At 57.6% G+C, this 17,085-nt stretch carries 15 protein-coding genes and 1 tRNA gene; 5 read left to right on the forward strand and 11 right to left on the reverse strand.

Going from position 1 to position 17,085, the window contains the following annotated elements; all coding sequences use genetic code 11:
* The first annotated feature begins 14 nt into the window (after positions 1 to 14).
* Together serS and cysG are read left to right on the forward strand one after the other, a co-directional pair.
* On the forward strand, positions 15 to 1,295 hold the full coding sequence (serS, locus tag RYA97_RS09255) for a serine--tRNA ligase (protein ID WP_002553992.1): 1,281 nt from the start codon (positions 15 to 17) through the stop codon (positions 1,293 to 1,295).
* Positions 1,296 to 2,690: a siroheme synthase CysG gene (gene cysG / locus RYA97_RS09260; protein WP_117143878.1), complete on the forward strand. Its 1,395-nt coding sequence runs from the start codon at positions 1,296 to 1,298 to the stop codon at positions 2,688 to 2,690.
* A 51-nt stretch (positions 2,691 to 2,741) separates the two neighbouring features.
* Here the strand turns inward: cysG and RYA97_RS09265 are convergent, their stop codons facing one another.
* The 6 genes from RYA97_RS09265 to tusD all read right to left on the reverse strand — a co-directional run bounded on the left by RYA97_RS09265 (position 2,742) and on the right by tusD (position 6,234).
* Positions 2,742 to 3,740, reverse strand: coding sequence for a glutathione S-transferase family protein (locus tag RYA97_RS09265; protein WP_016982229.1), 999 nt, complete (start codon positions 3,738 to 3,740; stop codon positions 2,742 to 2,744).
* 108 nt (positions 3,741 to 3,848) lie between these two features.
* Complete coding sequence (locus RYA97_RS09270; RefSeq protein WP_005755650.1) at positions 3,849 to 4,850, reverse strand: glycosyl transferase family protein; 1,002 nt, start codon at positions 4,848 to 4,850, stop codon at positions 3,849 to 3,851.
* A complete protein-coding gene (locus RYA97_RS09275) occupies positions 4,847 to 5,182 on the reverse strand; it encodes a TusE/DsrC/DsvC family sulfur relay protein (RefSeq protein ID WP_016982226.1) in 336 nt (111 codons plus the stop codon). The genes RYA97_RS09270 and RYA97_RS09275 overlap by 4 nt, the downstream gene beginning before the upstream one ends.
* Entirely contained in the window at positions 5,179 to 5,478 is a 300-nt protein-coding gene (gene tusB / locus RYA97_RS09280) for a sulfurtransferase complex subunit TusB (RefSeq protein WP_005745694.1), read from the reverse strand. The genes RYA97_RS09275 and tusB overlap by 4 nt, the downstream gene beginning before the upstream one ends.
* Complete coding sequence (gene tusC, locus RYA97_RS09285; RefSeq protein WP_117140779.1) at positions 5,478 to 5,840, reverse strand: sulfurtransferase complex subunit TusC; 363 nt, start codon at positions 5,838 to 5,840, stop codon at positions 5,478 to 5,480. Before tusC ends, tusB begins: the two co-directional genes overlap by 1 nt.
* A gap of 1 nt (position 5,841) precedes the next feature.
* On the reverse strand, positions 5,842 to 6,234 hold the full coding sequence (tusD, locus tag RYA97_RS09290) for a sulfurtransferase complex subunit TusD (protein WP_002553985.1): 393 nt from the start codon (positions 6,232 to 6,234) through the stop codon (positions 5,842 to 5,844).
* A 234-nt stretch (positions 6,235 to 6,468) separates the two neighbouring features.
* On the opposite strand from tusD, the gene RYA97_RS09295 reads away from it, so the two are divergent.
* A complete protein-coding gene (locus RYA97_RS09295; protein ID WP_044345597.1) occupies positions 6,469 to 7,770 on the forward strand; it encodes an MFS transporter in 1,302 nt (433 codons plus the stop codon).
* A 14-nt stretch (positions 7,771 to 7,784) separates the two neighbouring features.
* Positions 7,785 to 8,564, forward strand: coding sequence for a substrate-binding domain-containing protein (locus RYA97_RS09300; protein WP_117140777.1), 780 nt, complete (start codon positions 7,785 to 7,787; stop codon positions 8,562 to 8,564).
* Here RYA97_RS09300 and RYA97_RS09305 read toward each other — a convergent pair.
* From RYA97_RS09305 to RYA97_RS09325, 5 genes are all read right to left on the reverse strand, one after another.
* Complete coding sequence (locus tag RYA97_RS09305; protein ID WP_004665681.1) at positions 8,550 to 9,458, reverse strand: LysR family transcriptional regulator; 909 nt, start codon at positions 9,456 to 9,458, stop codon at positions 8,550 to 8,552. The genes RYA97_RS09300 and RYA97_RS09305 overlap by 15 nt on opposite strands.
* Before the next feature lie 63 nt (positions 9,459 to 9,521).
* On the reverse strand, positions 9,522 to 11,702 hold the full coding sequence (locus RYA97_RS09310; RefSeq protein WP_117143879.1) for a DEAD/DEAH box helicase: 2,181 nt from the start codon (positions 11,700 to 11,702) through the stop codon (positions 9,522 to 9,524).
* 43 nt (positions 11,703 to 11,745) lie between these two features.
* Positions 11,746 to 13,041, reverse strand: coding sequence for an ATP-binding protein (locus RYA97_RS09315; RefSeq protein ID WP_117143880.1), 1,296 nt, complete (start codon positions 13,039 to 13,041; stop codon positions 11,746 to 11,748).
* On the reverse strand, positions 13,038 to 15,581 hold the full coding sequence (locus tag RYA97_RS09320; protein WP_117139420.1) for a TerB N-terminal domain-containing protein: 2,544 nt from the start codon (positions 15,579 to 15,581) through the stop codon (positions 13,038 to 13,040). Before RYA97_RS09320 ends, RYA97_RS09315 begins: the two co-directional genes overlap by 4 nt.
* A 151-nt stretch (positions 15,582 to 15,732) precedes the next feature.
* Positions 15,733 to 15,820 (reverse strand) — tRNA-Ser (locus tag RYA97_RS09325).
* A gap of 122 nt (positions 15,821 to 15,942) precedes the next feature.
* On the opposite strand from RYA97_RS09325, the gene RYA97_RS09330 reads away from it, so the two are divergent.
* Positions 15,943 to 16,614, forward strand: coding sequence for a Bax inhibitor-1/YccA family protein (locus RYA97_RS09330; protein WP_002553978.1), 672 nt, complete (start codon positions 15,943 to 15,945; stop codon positions 16,612 to 16,614).
* The last annotated feature ends 471 nt before the right edge of the window (positions 16,615 to 17,085 follow it).

The raw sequence follows: 17,085 nt of genomic DNA on the forward strand, positions 1-17,085 counted from the left end.
GACGAGAGAACGATATGCTCGATTCCAAACTGTTACGTACTCAACTTCAGGACGTAGCGGATCGCCTGGCTTCCCGTGGCTTTACACTGGATGTGGCGCGCATTGAATCGCTGGAAGCCCAGCGCAAGGTGGTGCAGACCCGCACCGAACAGCTGCAGGCCGAGCGCAATGCACGTTCCAAGTCCATCGGTCAGGCCAAGCAGCGCGGCGAAGACATTGCGCCGTTGATGGCTGACGTCGAGCGCATGGGCAACGAGCTGAGCGAAGGCAAGGTCGAGCTGGACGGCATTCAGGCCGAGCTGGATGCGCTGGTGCTGAGCATTCCGAACCTGCCTCACGAATCGGTGCCGGTCGGTGCTGACGAAGAAGGCAACGTCGAAGTGCGTCGCTGGGGTACGCCGACTGCCTTCGATTTCGAGGTCAAGGATCACGTCGCTCTGGGCGAGAAGTTCGGCTGGCTGGATTTCGAGACCGCTGCCAAGCTGTCCGGTGCGCGTTTTGCGTTGCTGCGTGGCCCAATCGCGCGCCTGCACCGTGCGCTGGCGCAGTTCATGATCAATCTGCATATCAACGAACACGGTTACGAAGAGACCTACACGCCTTACCTGGTGCAGGCACCTGCGTTGCAGGGTACGGGCCAGTTGCCCAAGTTCGAGGAAGACCTGTTCAAGATCACCCGCGAAGGCGAAGCTGATCTGTACCTGATTCCGACCGCGGAAGTATCGTTGACCAACATCGTGTCGGGTGAAATTCTTGATGCCAAACAGCTGCCTCTCAAGTTTGTTGCCCATACCCCTTGCTTCCGCAGCGAAGCGGGCGCGTCGGGTCGTGACACGCGGGGCATGATCCGCCAACACCAGTTCGACAAGGTCGAGATGGTTCAGATTGTTGCGCCTGAGGACTCCATGGCTGCGCTTGAATCGCTGACCGGCAACGCCGAGCGCGTTCTGCAGTTGCTGGAACTGCCGTACCGTACGCTGGCGCTGTGCACCGGCGACATGGGTTTCAGTGCCGTGAAGACCTACGACCTGGAAGTGTGGATTCCAAGCCAGGACAAGTACCGCGAAATCTCTTCGTGCTCCAACTGCGGTGATTTCCAGGCGCGCCGCATGCAGGCCCGCTGGCGCAATCCGGAAACCGGTAAGCCGGAACTGGTCCACACCCTCAACGGGTCGGGGCTGGCGGTGGGTCGTACACTGGTCGCGGTGCTGGAAAACTACCAGCAGGCGGATGGGTCGATTCGTGTGCCCGAGGTGCTCAAGCCTTACATGGGCGGCCTTGAGGTCATCGGTTAAATGGAATTTCTGCCGCTGTTCCATAACCTGCGTGGCAGCCGGGTGCTGGTGGTCGGCGGTGGTGAAATTGCCCTGCGCAAATCACGCCTGATTGCCGACGCTGGCGCAGTGCTGCGCGTGGTTGCGCCAGAAATCGAGGCCCAACTGAGCGAGCTGGTCGTCCAGAGCGGCGGTGAGATGATCCTGCGTGGCTACAGCGAAAGCGACCTTGATGGTTGTGTGCTGATTATTGCCGCGACCGATGACGAGCCGCTCAACGCCAAGGTTTCCCATGACGCCCGGCTGCGCTGCGTTCCGGTCAATGTGGTGGATGCCCCGGCGTTGTGTACGGTTATCTTTCCGGCGATTGTCGACCGCTCGCCATTGGTGATCGCTGTGTCCAGTGGCGGCGATGCGCCGGTGCTGGCACGTCTGATCCGTGCCAAGCTGGAAACCTGGATTCCCTCCACCTACGGGCAGCTCGCCGGGCTGGCTGCGCGCTTTCGCAATCAGGTCAAAGGTCTGTTTCCGAATGTGCAGCAACGCCGAGCGTTCTGGGAAGATGTTTTTCAGGGTGCCATTGCCGACCGCCAGTTGGCCGGGCAGGGGGCCGAGGCCGAGCGTCTGCTGATCGCCAAGATCGCTGGCGAGCCGCCGCCGGAGACCGGCGAGGTGTATCTGGTCGGTGCTGGCCCCGGTGATCCTGACTTGCTGACCTTCCGTGCCTTGCGCCTGATGCAGCAAGCGGATGTGGTGCTGTATGACCGCCTTGTCGCGCCGACGATTCTTGACCTGTGCCGTCGCGATGCCGAGCGTGTCTATGTCGGCAAGCGTCGTGCAGAGCATGCTGTTCCGCAGGAGCAGATCAACCAGCAGTTGGTTGCACTGGCCAAGCAAGGCAAGCGGGTAGTGCGCCTCAAAGGCGGCGATCCGTTTATCTTCGGCCGTGGCGGCGAGGAAATCGAAGAACTGGCTGCGCATGGCATTCCGTTTCAGGTGGTTCCAGGTATTACCGCCGCCAGCGGTTGTGCGGCGTATGCCGGTATACCGCTGACGCACCGTGATCATGCACAGTCTGTGCGTTTCATTACCGGTCACTTGAAAGATGGTACAACAGACCTGCCTTGGTCAGAGCTGGTTGCGCCTGCTCAGACGCTGGTGTTTTACATGGGGCTGATCGGTTTGCCGGTCATCTGTGAAGAGCTGATCAGGCATGGTCGCTCTGCCGATACGCCTGCTGCGCTGGTCCAGCAGGGCACGACGGTCAATCAGCGTGTGTTTACCGGCACTCTGGCCAATCTGCCGCAACTGGTTGCCGAGCATGAGGTGCATGCGCCAACGCTGGTAATCATCGGCGAAGTGGTCAAGTTGCGTGAAAAACTGGCATGGTTCGAAGGGGCTCAGGCGACTGTCTGAAGCCGATTGCGGATAGCCCGTTCGGGCTATCCATCCTTTTTTGCCAATCTGTCAATTGCTCCAGACACCCTCACCGGACAGCCGCTGCCGGTCGTGACCTGCCTGCAGATCAAGCGCTGGCCCCTTGGGTATGATGCCGGTCGGGTTGATGGTGCGATGGCTCGCGTAGTAGTGGCCCTTGATGTGCTCGAAGTTCACGGTCTCCGCGATACCTGGCCATTGGTACAACTCACGTAGCCAATTGCTGAGGTTCGGGTAATCCGCGATGCGCCGCAGGTTGCACTTGAAGTGGCTGTAATACACCGCATCGAAGCGCACGATGGTGGTGAACAGGCGTATGTCGGCTTCGGTCAGGTGCTTCCCTGTCAGGTAGCGCTTTTCCCCGAGCAGGTTTTCCAGCACGTCCAGTTCGGCAAACACATCATTGAATGCATCTTCGTATGCCCCCTGTGAGGTGGCGAACCCGGCCCTGTAGACACCGTTGTTGACGTTCGGATAAATCTGCTCGTTGAGCTCGTCGATGCTCGCCCGCAAGGCTTGCGGATAAAAATCCAGCGTGTTGCCGGTCAGTTCGTCGAATGCGTCATTGAACATGCGAATGATTTCCGCAGACTCATTGCTGACGATGCATTTCCGCTGTTTGTCCCACAGCACAGGGACAGTAACGCGTCCGGTATAGCTGGGATCATCGGCCGTATAGCGTTGGTGAAAGAACTGGAAATCATCCAGCGCATCGCCGCTGGAGCCTTTCTGCTGATCAAAAGTCCAGCCATTTTCCAGCATCAGCCAACTGACCACTGAAACACCGATCAGACTTTCCAGGCCTTTGAGCTTGCGTACGATCAGCGTGCGGTGTGCCCACGGGCATGCCAGTGAGACATACAAGTGGTAGCGGCCGGCCTGTGCAGCAAAACCGCCCTCACCGGATGGCCCCGCTTGTCCATCGGCTGTGACCCAGTTGCGTCGTTGCGCGTTTTCTCGCTGAAAGGCGCCATCTTTGCTGCTTTCGTACCACTGGTCTTGCCAGTGTCCTTCGACCAGAAGGCCCATGTCTGACTCCCATTTCCAGGTTATAGAGCTTGGAGGTCAGCCAGGGCGCATCGGTTCGACCGAAAAAGCGCAAGATTATGGGGGCTGGTGATCGTCACAGCCGATAGGTCAGAGGTTCTTGTCGCGGCGATCCCAGAACACTCGGGCTTGCTCGAACGCTTCGTCGCGAGCGACACCCAGGCCGCGCAGGGCAAGCGCGATGGTCGATATCAACGCCAGTTGCGGGTAGCTGTCTTCGATTTCCCCGCGCCACAAGGCCAACAGTTGCTGCGGGTCGAGTGTCGCTGGTTTTACGTGACGGCGCGGCGAAAGCGCTGGCCACTCCTCGTCCCAAGGCTGGCCGCCAGTGGTGCCGTACAAATGGCTGATAGTGTCCGGGTTGATCTCGATTTCGCCACCGTCACCCTTGACCACAATGGCGTTGTCGCCCAGCAGGCTGCTGGCATCGCGATGCACGCTCTGATAGCCCGGATGAAAGATGCTTTGCAGGCCGCAACGGGCCTGAAGCGGGTTGAGAATGCGTGCCAGAGAATGAATGGGGGAGCGCAGGCCCAGCGTGTTGCGTAGATCAATCATGCGTTGCAGCTGTGGTGCCCAGTCCCCTAGCGGAATGAACGCTATATTGCCTTGCTCAAGCGAGGTTTCGACTGCCGACCAGTTGCGGCACAGGGGAATATTCAGCAGGCCGAGCAATTGTTCGGTGTACAGGCGTCCCGCAGTATGGGCACCGCCGCCGTGCAGGAGGATCTTCACGCCGTTTTGCGCCAGACACTTGGCCGCCAGCAAGTACCACGGCAGATGACGCTTTTTCCCCGCGTAGGTCGGCCAGTCGATATCGACCTGAATCGCCGGAGCATTGAGGCGTTCGCGCACGGCTTCGGTAAACCCCGCCAGTTCCTCGGGGCTTTCTTCCTTATGGCGCAGCAGCATCAGAAAAGCCCCGAGCTGGGTGTCCTCGACTTTTTCATCGAGCAACATACCCATGGCCTCTCGCGCTTCTTCGCGCGTCAGGTTGCGCGCACCGCGTTTGCCTTTGCCCAGGATGCGCACAAATGTCGCAAAGGGATGTTCTTCAGGTGTTTCGGTAACAAGCGCGGTGTAATCGTTCATATGCAATTGGTCGGTTTAGGCAGGCCCGCCAGCTTGGCGGCGAGTTTGGCGGGAGTGCCGTTGAACAGGCGGTTGAGGTGCATGCTGTTGCCTTTTTCCGTACCCAGCTTCAGTGCGGTGTATTTGATCAGCGGCCGAGTGGCCGGCGAAAGCTGAAACTCGGCGTAGAAATCCCGCAGCAACTGGAGGATTTCTACGTGCTCGGCACTCAGGGCGATACCTTCCTCGGCGGACAGGGCGTGGGCGACGTCAAGCGACCAGTCGTTGAGGTCCTGCAGAAAGCCATCCTTGTCCAGTTCGATGCTGTGCCCGTCAATCGTCAACTGTTTCATAGCCAGGTATTGACCTTGTCGAAGCGTAAGGACAGTTCCACGAAGGCAGGGTAGTCGATGCTGTTTACTCCGGTGGGCAGTGGCAGATTGCGTGCCTTGATGTCTTCATCAAGCACAAATAACTGCAATGAATCGACCAGGGGCTGTAGGGATTTCAATGGTGCGCATGACGGCGTCAGTGCATAAGTAGCGTCGCCACAGAGCAATACGCCGTCGTCACGGCCCAGCAGGCGCAGGCAGCTGTCCAGTCGGGTGTCGGCAAAAGGCGAATGGGAGAGAACGTGCAAAGTAGCCATCAGATCGTAATCACCTCGTCGTAGCGGTCAAAAAGTGCCGACAGTTCGGAGCGTGTGTACAACTGACTGATTTCTTCGCTCAATGCGCTGGCAGGGATGCCGCGCTCGGTCAGGCTTTGCCCGCAGGCATACAGGTCTTCAACGCCGAACATCGACAGGGCCTTGAGGTTTGCGGTCAGGTCTTTCTGTTGCAGGGCGGCGGGCAACTGCTTCGGCGACAACTGGAAAACCCCGTCATCCAGAAACAGCAGTCCGACCGACAGATCGAATGCACCACCCGCCAGCACGATGTCCAGCGCTTCACGGGCACCGGGACCGGACCACGGCGACTGGCGGCTGACTACCAATAATGATCTGGGCATGTCACGGCCCTCCAAAGCAGATCAAACGATCAGCCGATTGCACGGCATCGTGCAACTGCCCCAGCCCAGACAATTCCCAAGGCTCCCGCAGATTCGCCGCTGGCCGCTGATAACGCTCGGCCTCTTGGGCATCAAGCACGCCACGACGCAGCGCGGCGGCGATGCATACCACGCCATCCAGGTGGTGTTCGGCGATGAAGTCACGCCATTGCAGGGCCATATCCTGCTCATCCTGAGGCGTCACGACATTGGCCGACGCGCTGTGTACGCCGTCCTGATAAAAAAACAACCGGACGATCTCATGTCCGCCTGCGAGTACGGCTTTGGCGAACAGCAAGGCTCTTCGCGAGGAGGGCGCATGGGCGGCGGAAAAAAGTGAGATGGCGAATTTCATGATCGGCTCTGCCAACAAAACATCCGCAATGATAAAGAATTCAAGGGCCGACGTGTGAGTTTGGCGCGGTTCGACCTGTAAGCGCTGGGTCAGGGCGCAACCGTCTGAGTGTCGATTGATGTTAATCGGGCATCAATCGATGAAAACATAGCACTTATCGTTTCAAAGTGTGTCCGGCAGACTCCTTCCCCATAAGCGCTTACAACACTCTAATAAGATCGCTGGAGAACACTGATGCACAGCTCATCCCCATCAGGAACAGGCAACACCCGGTCGAAGGCCGGAGCAGTATTTCGCGTCACTTCAGGCAACTTCCTCGAGCAATTCGACTTCTTCCTGTTTGGCTTTTACGCCACCCAGATCGCCTCCGCATTTTTCCCGGCCAGCAGTGAGTTTGCTTCGCTGATGATGACCTTCGCGGTCTTCGGTGCGGGCTTCCTGATGCGCCCGTTGGGTGCCGTTATTCTGGGCGCTTACATCGATGACGTGGGCCGGCGCAAAGGCTTGATCGTGACTCTGTCGATCATGGCCAGTGGCACGTTACTGATTGTCCTGGTGCCCGGTTACGCGAGCATCGGCTTGTGGGCACCGGCATTGGTGCTGGTCGGTCGCTTGCTGCAAGGCTTTTCCGCAGGCGCGGAATTGGGCGGCGTGTCGGTGTATCTGGCAGAGATGGCGACACCCGGCCGCAAGGGCTTCTACACCAGTTGGCAGTCAGGCAGCCAGCAGGTGGCAATCGTTGTCGCCGCCGCGCTGGGTTACGGCTTGAACCAATGGATGACACCTGCTGCTGTCGCCGACTGGGGCTGGAGAATTCCGTTCGCCATCGGCTGCCTGATCATCCCGTTCATTTTCCTGCTACGCCGCAGCCTGCAGGAAACCGAAGAGTTCGCCACGCGCGCTCACCGTCCGACCATGCGACAGGTGTTCGCGACGCTGCTGCAAAACTGGCGCGTGGTGATTGCCGGCATGCTGATGGTGGCGATGACTACCACCACGTTTTACCTGATCACCATTTATGCACCGACATTCGGCAAAACCGTACTCAATCTGAGTACCTCCGATGCGCTGCTGGTGACGTTGCTGGTCGGTGTCTCCAACTTTATCTGGCTGCCGGTCGGCGGCATGTTGAGCGACCGTTTCGGACGCAAGCCGCTGCTGGTAGCGATGACGCTGCTGACCATCATCAGCGCTTATCCGGCGCTGTCCTTTCTCGCTCAGGCGCCAAGCTTTGCTCATATGCTGGAAGTGCTGTTGTGGTTCTCGTTTCTCTACGGTTTGTATAACGGCGCGATGATTCCGGCGCTGACTGAAATCATGCCGGTAGAGGTGCGGGTGGCCGGTTTTTCTCTGGCCTATAGCCTGGCGACAGCAGTTTTCGGCGGTTTCACCCCGGCAATCTCGACCTGGTTGATCCATCTGACCGGTGACAAGGCTGCACCTGCTTACTGGATGACGTTCGCTGCAGCTTGCGCGCTTGGCGCGACCCTGGTGCTCTACCGGCACCTTTCGGTTCGCCCGCAACTGGCTGTTTAATAAAGGAAAAAACTATGAAACTGTTGCATAAACATCAATTGGCGGTGCTTTTTCTGGGCTGTATGGCAGTCAGCGTTGCCGCTCAGGCTGAAGAGCTCAAGGTCATGACATCAGGCGGCTTTACTGCTGCATATAAACTGCTGGGGCCGCAATACGCGACGTCTTCCGGGGATACACTGGACACCATCCTTGGCCCGTCGATGGGCAAGGCCCCCGAGGCCATTCCAAACCGCCTGGCTCGTGGCGAGCATGCCGATGTGGTGATCATGGTCGGCTATGCGCTGGATGATCTGATCAAGCAAGGCAAGGTAGACCCGGCATCACGTGTCGAGCTGGCGGATTCGCGTATTGGTATGGTCGTGAAACAGGGCGCCGCCAAGCCTGCAATCGGTACCGACAGCGAGTTGAAAGACACGCTGCTCAAGGCGAAGTCGGTTGCTTACTCCGACAGCGCCAGTGGTGTGTACATCGAAAAAGAGCTTTTCAAAAAGCTCGGTATCGAGAAGGAACTCGCGCCGAAGGGCAAGATGATCGAGCGCATCCCGGTTGCTTCAGTGGTTGCCAAGGGCGACTACGAAGTGGGCTTTCAACAGGTGGCCGAACTGTTGCCGGTTCCCGGCGTGACATTCGTGGCGAAGATTCCGGAAGACGTTCAGTCGGTTACCCGCTACGCCGCTGGCATTCCGGTCAATGCCGAGCACCCGAAGCAGGCGAAGGCATTGCTCGATTACCTGGCGTCCCCAAAAGCGCAGGCCACGGTGCAGTCTACCGGGCTGGATTCAGTTCCCCGCTGAACGTAGCGGCATCTTCCTGACCAGTCGTTCCAGTTCAAGGGCTGCAGGCGTCAATGTCCTCCCGCGACGTTTGATCAGCCCTACGTTGCGAACCACTTCAGGTGCAACCAATGGCACGCTCACCAGAAACGGGTGAGCGGTCATCGGCATGGCAATCGAGGGCACCGCCGCCACGCCGAGGCCGGCCTCCACAAGGCCGATCATGGTGGTGACATGCCGCGTTTCGCAGATACTCTCCTTGTTCGGGCGTGAGAGCGCCAGTGCCTGATCCAGTACCAGACGGTTACCTGACGTTATGTCCAGAGCGATGTAGTCGTGGCGGTACATTTCCTCCCAGCTCACGCTGGCGCAGGTCGCAAGCGGGTGATCCCGGCGGCAGGCCATCACGTAGCGTTCCTGAAGAAGCAATTCGAAGTCGACCTCCGGTGCCAGATTGCCGCTGAAACTCACCCCGAAATCTGCCTCGCCAAGGGCAACTGCGCTGTTGACCTCGTTGGCGCTGGCATCCATGACGCGGATTCTGATTTTTGGAAACAGCTTATGAAACTCGCTGATGACCTGCGGCATGAAGTAGTAGGCGGCTGACGGCACGCAAGCAATGGTGACGCTACCCATCCGGGTGGAACCGACGCCATCGATGGTCATCAATGCGATATCGAGGTCATCCAGTATTCGCTCGACCTGAGGCAGAAATGCACGGCCCACCGTGGTCAGGCTGACCCTGCGGGTGGTCCGTTCGAACAGCTTCACGTTCAGCGCAGACTCAAGCTTTTCTATACGGCGGCTGAGTGCAGGCTGGGTGATCTGTACGGTTTCAGCGGCCTTGCGGAAGCTGCCATTCTCGACCACGGCACGAAATGCCTGGAGGTCGTTGAGGTCGAAATTGATGGGCATTGCATGACCAGGATTATTGATTCGGTATGGACATCAATATATCAGGTTGCGCGGGCAGGGCAGTCAGGCCGTCAAGGTCTTCGCAAGCGCAATCGCGTTCGGTATATCAAGCTGGCTGGAGGCAAATGATTTGATCAGCAACGAATTTGGCAGGGCCCAGTCCCACTTCTCCCGTATCAGATTCTTCACATCTTTCAGCAGTGGTTCCACGTCGGTTGCGTCCAGTTCCGCAATCCTGCCCAGTGCTGTCAGCACGCTTTCCTGAGAGGCGCTGATTTCGAGTACTAGTCCCGAAGCTGTGCACATGACCCCAGCCTGGTTAAGCAGCAAGCACAGCGCATCATTGGTGTAGTCGCCCGCCCAGGTCAGCAGATAGCTGTTTGAGGTCGATCCCGTCAGACACTGGTCAGCTAGTCCCAGCCGGTGAAATGTCTGGCGCGCTTCCGCCAGTAGGACTTGTGCATTGGCATCGAGGAACGGGCAGGGGGTGACCTCCGTCAGTACCGCGCGCATTTCTTTACGCACCCGGTCATGGATCTTTGCGCCCAGTCCGTCGAATACCGGAGGTTCGCCGCCACGGGCGCGTTTGACAGTAATGACTTTCTTTTCCAGGTCCACATCCATGACCTGCCAGCGTTTGCCTGCGAAGATGATGCGTTGCCCGAGGGTCAGCGGGCGGCTGACAGGAATGGAACCTAGCGGCTTGCCATCGAGAAGCAGTCTGAATTCTTCGTCGCTGCTGAACGCGCTGTAGAACTCGTAGTGGTTGACCAGCTTTTCGCCGATCTCGCCAGGCAATAGCAGGCCAGAGCTGTCCTGGACGATCAGTTTCTTTTCACCCAGAGCCTTGAGAAGGGCCATGAAGTCGTTTTTATCAACGGCCGCGAATGTTCCGCTCGCGATCAGCTCATTCCAGAGCTGTGAAGCATGTGCACCACCTTGCTGCGCAATCGTAGACAGGCATTGCTGGACCAGCGTAGAGGCGTGCAGGCCGTTTGCTCTTGGAGGTTCGAACCACTTTTCGATCAACAATCGAATCATGGCGATTGTCTGCACCAGGTTTTGCCGGAGCTGATCCGAGAGGTCTGAATCAGGTGTCAGGGTGTCTTCCTGGCAGTAGGCGCGAAGTGTGGCGGGCTCACCTGCGCGACGCCCGGAGCGGCCTAGTCGCTGGCGCAGGCTCGCCACTGATGGCGGAGGTCCGATCTGCGCGACCGCCTTGATGTTACCGATATCGATGCCAAGTTCGAGGGTCGTGGTGCAGACGGCCGAGGCGGGCGGGCTGCCGGCCTTTAGTGCTCGCTCCGTATCTTCACGCAAGTCTCGGGACAAGCTTCCGTGGTGAGGCAGGAACTCGTTCGGCAAACCGTCGTTTTCGCACAAATGCCGCAGCCGGTCGGCGTACCATTCAACTTTGTCGCGGCTATTGGGAAAGATCAGATTGTTACTGCCACGTAACACCTTGTACATATGCGCGGCTATAGCGTGTCTGGTCCCGGAGACATCCTCTTCCTGCTCTTCATCCTGATCGTTGTCGTCGTCTTTTGTGACGACCATCTGCAGGTTTGCCGCCAGTTTCTTCATCGGCAGCATGGTGTAACCACGTACCTGAACCTGAAGGTCCTGGCCCGACGTTTGAGAAATGATTTCGTCCATGCGCTGGCCTTGCCCCGGACGCAGGAACTCGCGCGCGAGCGCCATCTCGCCCAGGGTTGCGGACAGCCCTACGCGTGGCAGCTTTTTGCCGACGACCGTTTCCACGCGATGCATCAGGGACTGCAATTGTTTGCCGCGCTCGCTGCCGATGAAAGCATGTAATTCGTCGATGACGATGTAGCGAAGGGGCTGAAAGAGGCCTGCAAGCGCCGAGCCCCGGTTCACGAACAGGGCTTCCAGCGACTCGGGGGTTATGAGCAGTACACCGCTGGGCGATTTCAGAAAACGATGCTTTCTGCTTGCCGAAACATCCCCGTGCCAGCCGACAACCGGGATCTCCAGACGCTCGCAAAGACGTGTCAACCTGTCCCACTGATCATTGATCAAGGCTTTGAGCGGGCTGATATAGAGCACAGCGCCCGGCGCATCGGTATTGTTGAGCAAATGGGTCAGAATGGGCAGAAATGCCGCCTCGGTCTTGCCCGCTGCGGTGGAGGCCGCAATTATAACGTCGCGATCAGCGTCGATCAGCGCAGGGATGGCCCATTCCTGAGCATCCCTTAGCGATGTCCAGCCTTGCGACCACACCCATTGCTGTACATTGGGGTGAAGCCGTTGGAATGCGGATGAGTCAGAGCTTGAAGCTTGTGAGTTCATCATCGGCCTCTACAGTGAAATCACTTTTGCCGCCGTCATCCCTGGCAATGTCAATGGCGCCCAGAAGGTTTCTCCAGCTGGCCTCAGGGTTTTGCTCCAGAACCGCCAACAGGTTGATAAACGCGGTAATGGTGGTGCGTGGCGTTCTAAAGTAAGCCTCACCCAGACGCTGACCGCAGTGCTCGATAAAGGCCGGGATCGCCTCTTCCGGAAGCAGGTATTGTTTCGCGTCGCCGTATGCATAAACGTTACGCAGGTTCAGCAGCAGGACATAGAAGTCCTCCGGGGTCAGGCTGGTCAGCCGAATGACAGGGCCGGAAAGATCAACGTAGCCTGTCTTGGCAAAGGTGTTTTCTGCAAGGCGCGATTGCAGGGCCGGGTAGCTGTAGAGGCCGCGGCGAGTGTCCATCAGAAATTCCGGCGTGCCGCCCAGAACAAAGCCCAGCCCGTCAGTCGATCCTTGCAGGGAGTCATTGAGGATGCGCAGGATCTGTTCATAGTTCGCATTGCGAGCCTGCGTGTTGGCAAGCTTGTAGAGGTTGACCAATTCGTCCAGGCACACCATAAGCCCGCCGAAGCCTGCCAGACGCACAAATCGGGAAAGCAGTTTGAGCTGATCGTAAACGGACGCGTCGTCAACGATGCTTCTGACTCCCAAGGCCGCGCGAGCGTCCGTCCTGGTTGTGAATTCTCCCCGAAGCCAGCGGATTGCATCGGCTTTCAGCTGTTCGTTCCCTTCGTTAAAGCCTCGGCAGTAAGCGGCTATGACTTCGGCAAAGTCATAGCCGTTGACCATTTCCGTAAGCTCGGCGAGGTTCTGGCGTATGACCGTCTCGCTGTCTACGCCTTTGCTACTCGCGTGGGTTCTGGCCTGGGAAATAAACTTTTCGACAATGCCCTGAAGTGCGCCACCGTCCGGCTTGGTGCGTGTAGACATGTTCTTGGCAAGCTCGGCGTACAGGGAGCGGGCCTGACCGCCCGAGGCGTGCAGGCGTCGATCGGGGTTCAGATCGGCGTGCATCGTCACCAGCTTGCGTTCCATCGCAATGCCTCTGACCAGGTTGAGGAAGAAAGTCTTGCCCGCGCCATACTCGCCGACCACGATGCGAAAGGCAGAACCGCCTTCGGCCAGCCGGTCTACATCCTTGATAAGAGCTGCCAGCTCACCCGCCCGTCCGACCTGGATCAAGTGCTGCCCGACACGAGGAACGACACCCGCGCGCAGTGATTGAATGACCGCATCGCGATCCTTGGCTCGTATCTTGTTCATAGGGCAAGCTCGCTTAAAATATCCGGATTGATTTCGATAGGGTCATCGCCCTCGGAAACCGGCATGTCGAACAATTCGAATGCCATATCGTTGATTTGCTCCAGCGCGCCGTCGAGCATCAACGCCATCTCTGCCGTTGCGATTTCCAGCTCTCGTCGACTCCATTGGTTGCGCGAAACCAGCAGGCGCAGAAACGCAGAGTGGCCCGCATCAAGCCCATGAAGATGGGCGTCAGTGTCTGGAGTGTCTTGTGATGCATCGTCTTTGGCTATCTGCTTGTCATCCTGCTGCTCGTCCTCCTGATCGTCGCGAAAAACATCAGCCAGCAGCGCCGACGCCTCTGCCGTTTCACGTCGCAATTGGGCAACCCTGCCCATGTCCAGCACGATTCCGGAGCCTGGCTTCTTGTCGGGCCCTGTTGCTGTAGTGGCTGACAGCGCTGTCGATACCGGGCCTGTCTGCGAACCGGCCGCAGCACCATGAAGGTTGCTGTAAAGGGTGTGAGGATCGAGTCCAAGTGCCCTGTATATCCGCTCAAGCAGTCTGACTTTCTCAGGCGTAACCGCTCCGTCAGCGTGGGCCAGGTGAGTCAGGCAACCGACGATGGCCTGCTTTTCGTCCTGATTTAGCGAGCTCAGCTTCTTTTTCAGGCTTGCCAGGTTGGGCGGCTGCTGCATTTGCATCAACAGATATGCCTTGAGACGTGTTCGATGCGAGATACGCAGATGACCCCATGAGTCGATATGCTGTTCGAGCAGTGCAACTGCACGCTGGCTTGTGCCTCTATCAACCGTTGCAACACTGCTGGCGAGATCCAGAGTGACAACAGCCGCATTGTAATCCACTGTCACCCTCGACATGCCTGGATCTGGCTCGGTCACAAACAGAACGATGCTGTCCTCAGGTTTGGGCGCACGATTGCCTGCCAGCACATCCGGCTCCATACCTATGTGCATACCTTCAAGCACTTTTGTCAGCGCGACGATCTGGTTGCGTGCCTGGGCACCGTCAGACTTGAAACGTATGGCCAGTTGATCAAGCGTCGTCAGCTTCGTAGCAGTCCTGACCTCCGATTGAAGCTGTCGCAGTTCATGTCTGGCGTATTCGGGCCATAGCGACACGGGCAGCAATAGCAGCGCCTCCAATGACTCATGCTTATCGAGATCATCGGCATTGCGGCCCATGTACCGACTGAATGGAGCAAGTACTGAAGCACAGCTCTGCACGAGGAGTTGAATTTTCTTGCGAGTGGCGGACGTAATGCTGACGTCTGGCAGGTCGCCCACCGGTATTTCCGGTACATCGAGGTAGGCGGACGATGGGCGATAGGCGACCCATAGTCTGGTCTTGTTTCTCAGCAGCTTCAGGCCATCGGGAAACTGTTCTTCATATTCGGCCCTGAACAGCCGCTGAAACAGATCTGTGCATCTGCCAACAGGTTTGCCACGCGAGATATTCGGATCCGTCAGCGCCCAAGACAAGGCCCAGGATGCATTCAGCGGGTGTTTGTCGATGGCCATCTGACCTAGCGCCACTCGCAGCACGATGGGCATTTCATAGTAGTCGGCCGACTCCATTGGTGGCTCGCGCAAATACATCTGCCCTGAAATGACAGGCATGCTCAGGTATTCGAGAAGCCGCGAAGCCTGGTTGCAAAACGAAAAATCCCGATGATAAACAGTCCGCAAACGCTCGATTTCCTCTCTTAACGCGGGAATTTCTTTTCGTGCGTCGGGATCAGAAAGGCTGTCGATCAGTAAACGCCGTTCAAGGCCGTGGAAAAACATGAACAGGTAACCGCTGCTTGCTTCAGGATCGCAACGTCCCCCTGCCAGCCACTGCAGATAGCCCCGGCGTGCCGCAGGTTCGAGGTCTTTATAGGTCGACCAATAGTATGCCGACCGTGCAGCGGGAGGCGCATCGGAACCGGCCACCGGCAAGGCAGCGTCTATGAAAGAAGGTTCGGATAGCCTGAATTCCGGGTTTTGCGTTCCTGTGTAGATCATGCCGCCGGGCAAGGTGATATCGGCCACGTTGAACGGCTCCCCTGGACGCAGCCATCTGGCCTTCGCCGGACGATCAGGTGCCTTGGGAATGCTGAAAGAGTTGGTGCCGGGAGAGTCCTGCCGGATGGTAAAGAACTCAGACTCGCGCTCTGGATGGCGCATTTGCGGAGCGAAGGCCGAGGGCGCCTGTTCCGACGCTATGTCCGCCTGCGGTTGTGTACCGCCAACAAGGTTGGGAGACGGTCTGCTGAAGCGCGCATAGCGCCCTATGGCCAGGTCGGAGAAGTCCTCATCGGAAGCCGTTGTATGGATACGGTCGGGATAAGGCTGAGTGCCGCCCGCGAGATTGCCTGACGCTCGACTGAAGCGGGCATATCGACCGATCGCGAGGCGTTCGAGCTCTTCATCGATAAGGCGTATTTCAAAGGTGTCTGACACTGAGCCGTGACTGTCAGACTCGGCAGCATGCCGAATCTCGCCCGCGTGGGGTTGCGTGCCTCCAACAGGATGGACAAGCGTTCGGCTGGGTGCCATTGGGATCTTCCATGGTTCATCGGCTGGCAAACTGGCAGTATCCACATTTTGTCAGCGCGGGCCAAGCGTGGGCGGATGAGCTTGCGATTGCATTAGCCAAACCCCAGAAACGACAAAGCCCTGAATAATCAGGGCTTTGCGCTACCAAATATGGCGGAGGCATAGAGATTCGAACTCTAGGACCTGTTACAGTCGGCAGTTTTCAAGACTGCTGCCTTAAACCACTCGGCCATACCTCCACTATCGTTGCGGGCGCCATAATACCGGAATGAAACAAGCTGTCAAACTCTGTGACTAGCCAGTTGCAGCGCCTCTGTTATGATCTTTGCAACTCAACATTTCAACAGGAAGGAGTTTCGCCATGCGCGAACAGGATTACAGCCTTAAAACCGGCATGCAGGCCGACCAGCTAGAGGTTAGTCGTGTCCTGCGCAACACTTACGGTCTTCTCGCTCTGACGCTGGCTTTCAGCGGTGTCATGGCATTTGTCGCTCAGCAGATGCGCGTCGGCTATCCGAACATTTTCGTGGTACTGATCGGCTTCTATGGTCTGTTTTTCCTGACCAATAAATTGCGTGATTCGGTCTGGGGCCTGGTTTCGACCTTCGCCCTGACAGGTTTCATGGGTTTCCTGCTAGGCCCGATCCTCAATCGTTATCTGGGCATGGCCGGTGGCGCTGAAGTCGTCAGCTCCGCTTTCGCGATGACCGCACTGGTTTTCGGCGGTCTGTCGGCTTACGTGTTGATCACCCGCAAGGACATGAGCTTCCTGGGTGGCTTCATCACCGCAGGCTTCTTCGTTCTACTTGGCGCAGTAGTGGCCAGCATGTTCTTCCAGATCAGCGGTTTGCAACTGGCGATCAGCGCAGGCTTCGTGCTGTTCTCGTCGGTCTGCATTCTGTTCCAGACCAGCGCGATTATTCAGGGTGGTGAGCGCAACTACATCATGGCGACGGTCAGCCTGTATGTATCGATCTACAACCTGTTTATCAGCCTGCTGCAGATTTTCGGCATCATGAGCCGCGACGACTGATGACTTCGGCCTGAGTACTCAGGCCGTTGCGCTTCAAACGCGTTAAACAAAAGCCCCGATCTTTCGGGGCTTTTGCGTTTCCGGGATTTGAGAAGTGTCAGGATCCCAGGTGATGGCGATATGCTTTTCCGGCAGCCTGGGAAGGGCAAGCCGGATTGGTCAGAGACTGTCCGTCCAGTCAAATTACGCATGGTAGGCAATCTGACCGATCAGTCATCTTTATCAAGATTGTCCTCGTCTGCTCACGCACTTATCAGCTTTTGATCATCACAAAAAATAATATCGGACGATTCCCCAAGGCCTGTGGGCACTTCCTCGTTTTGGGCTAATTGACATCATGGAACAGAGCTGGACACAAGATTTCTAAATGTGTCAGCTTTGTTACGCTTCAATGCATTACGCACCACAAGGCGAGTGACTGGACTCTCTCGCTACAGGGGGAGTCCCGCCGTACCTAACCTGTTAATCAGC

Origin of the sequence: Pseudomonas syringae group sp. 26L6, assembly GCF_032587815.1 — a bacterium.
GTDB lineage: Bacteria > Pseudomonadota > Gammaproteobacteria > Pseudomonadales > Pseudomonadaceae > Aquipseudomonas > Aquipseudomonas amygdali.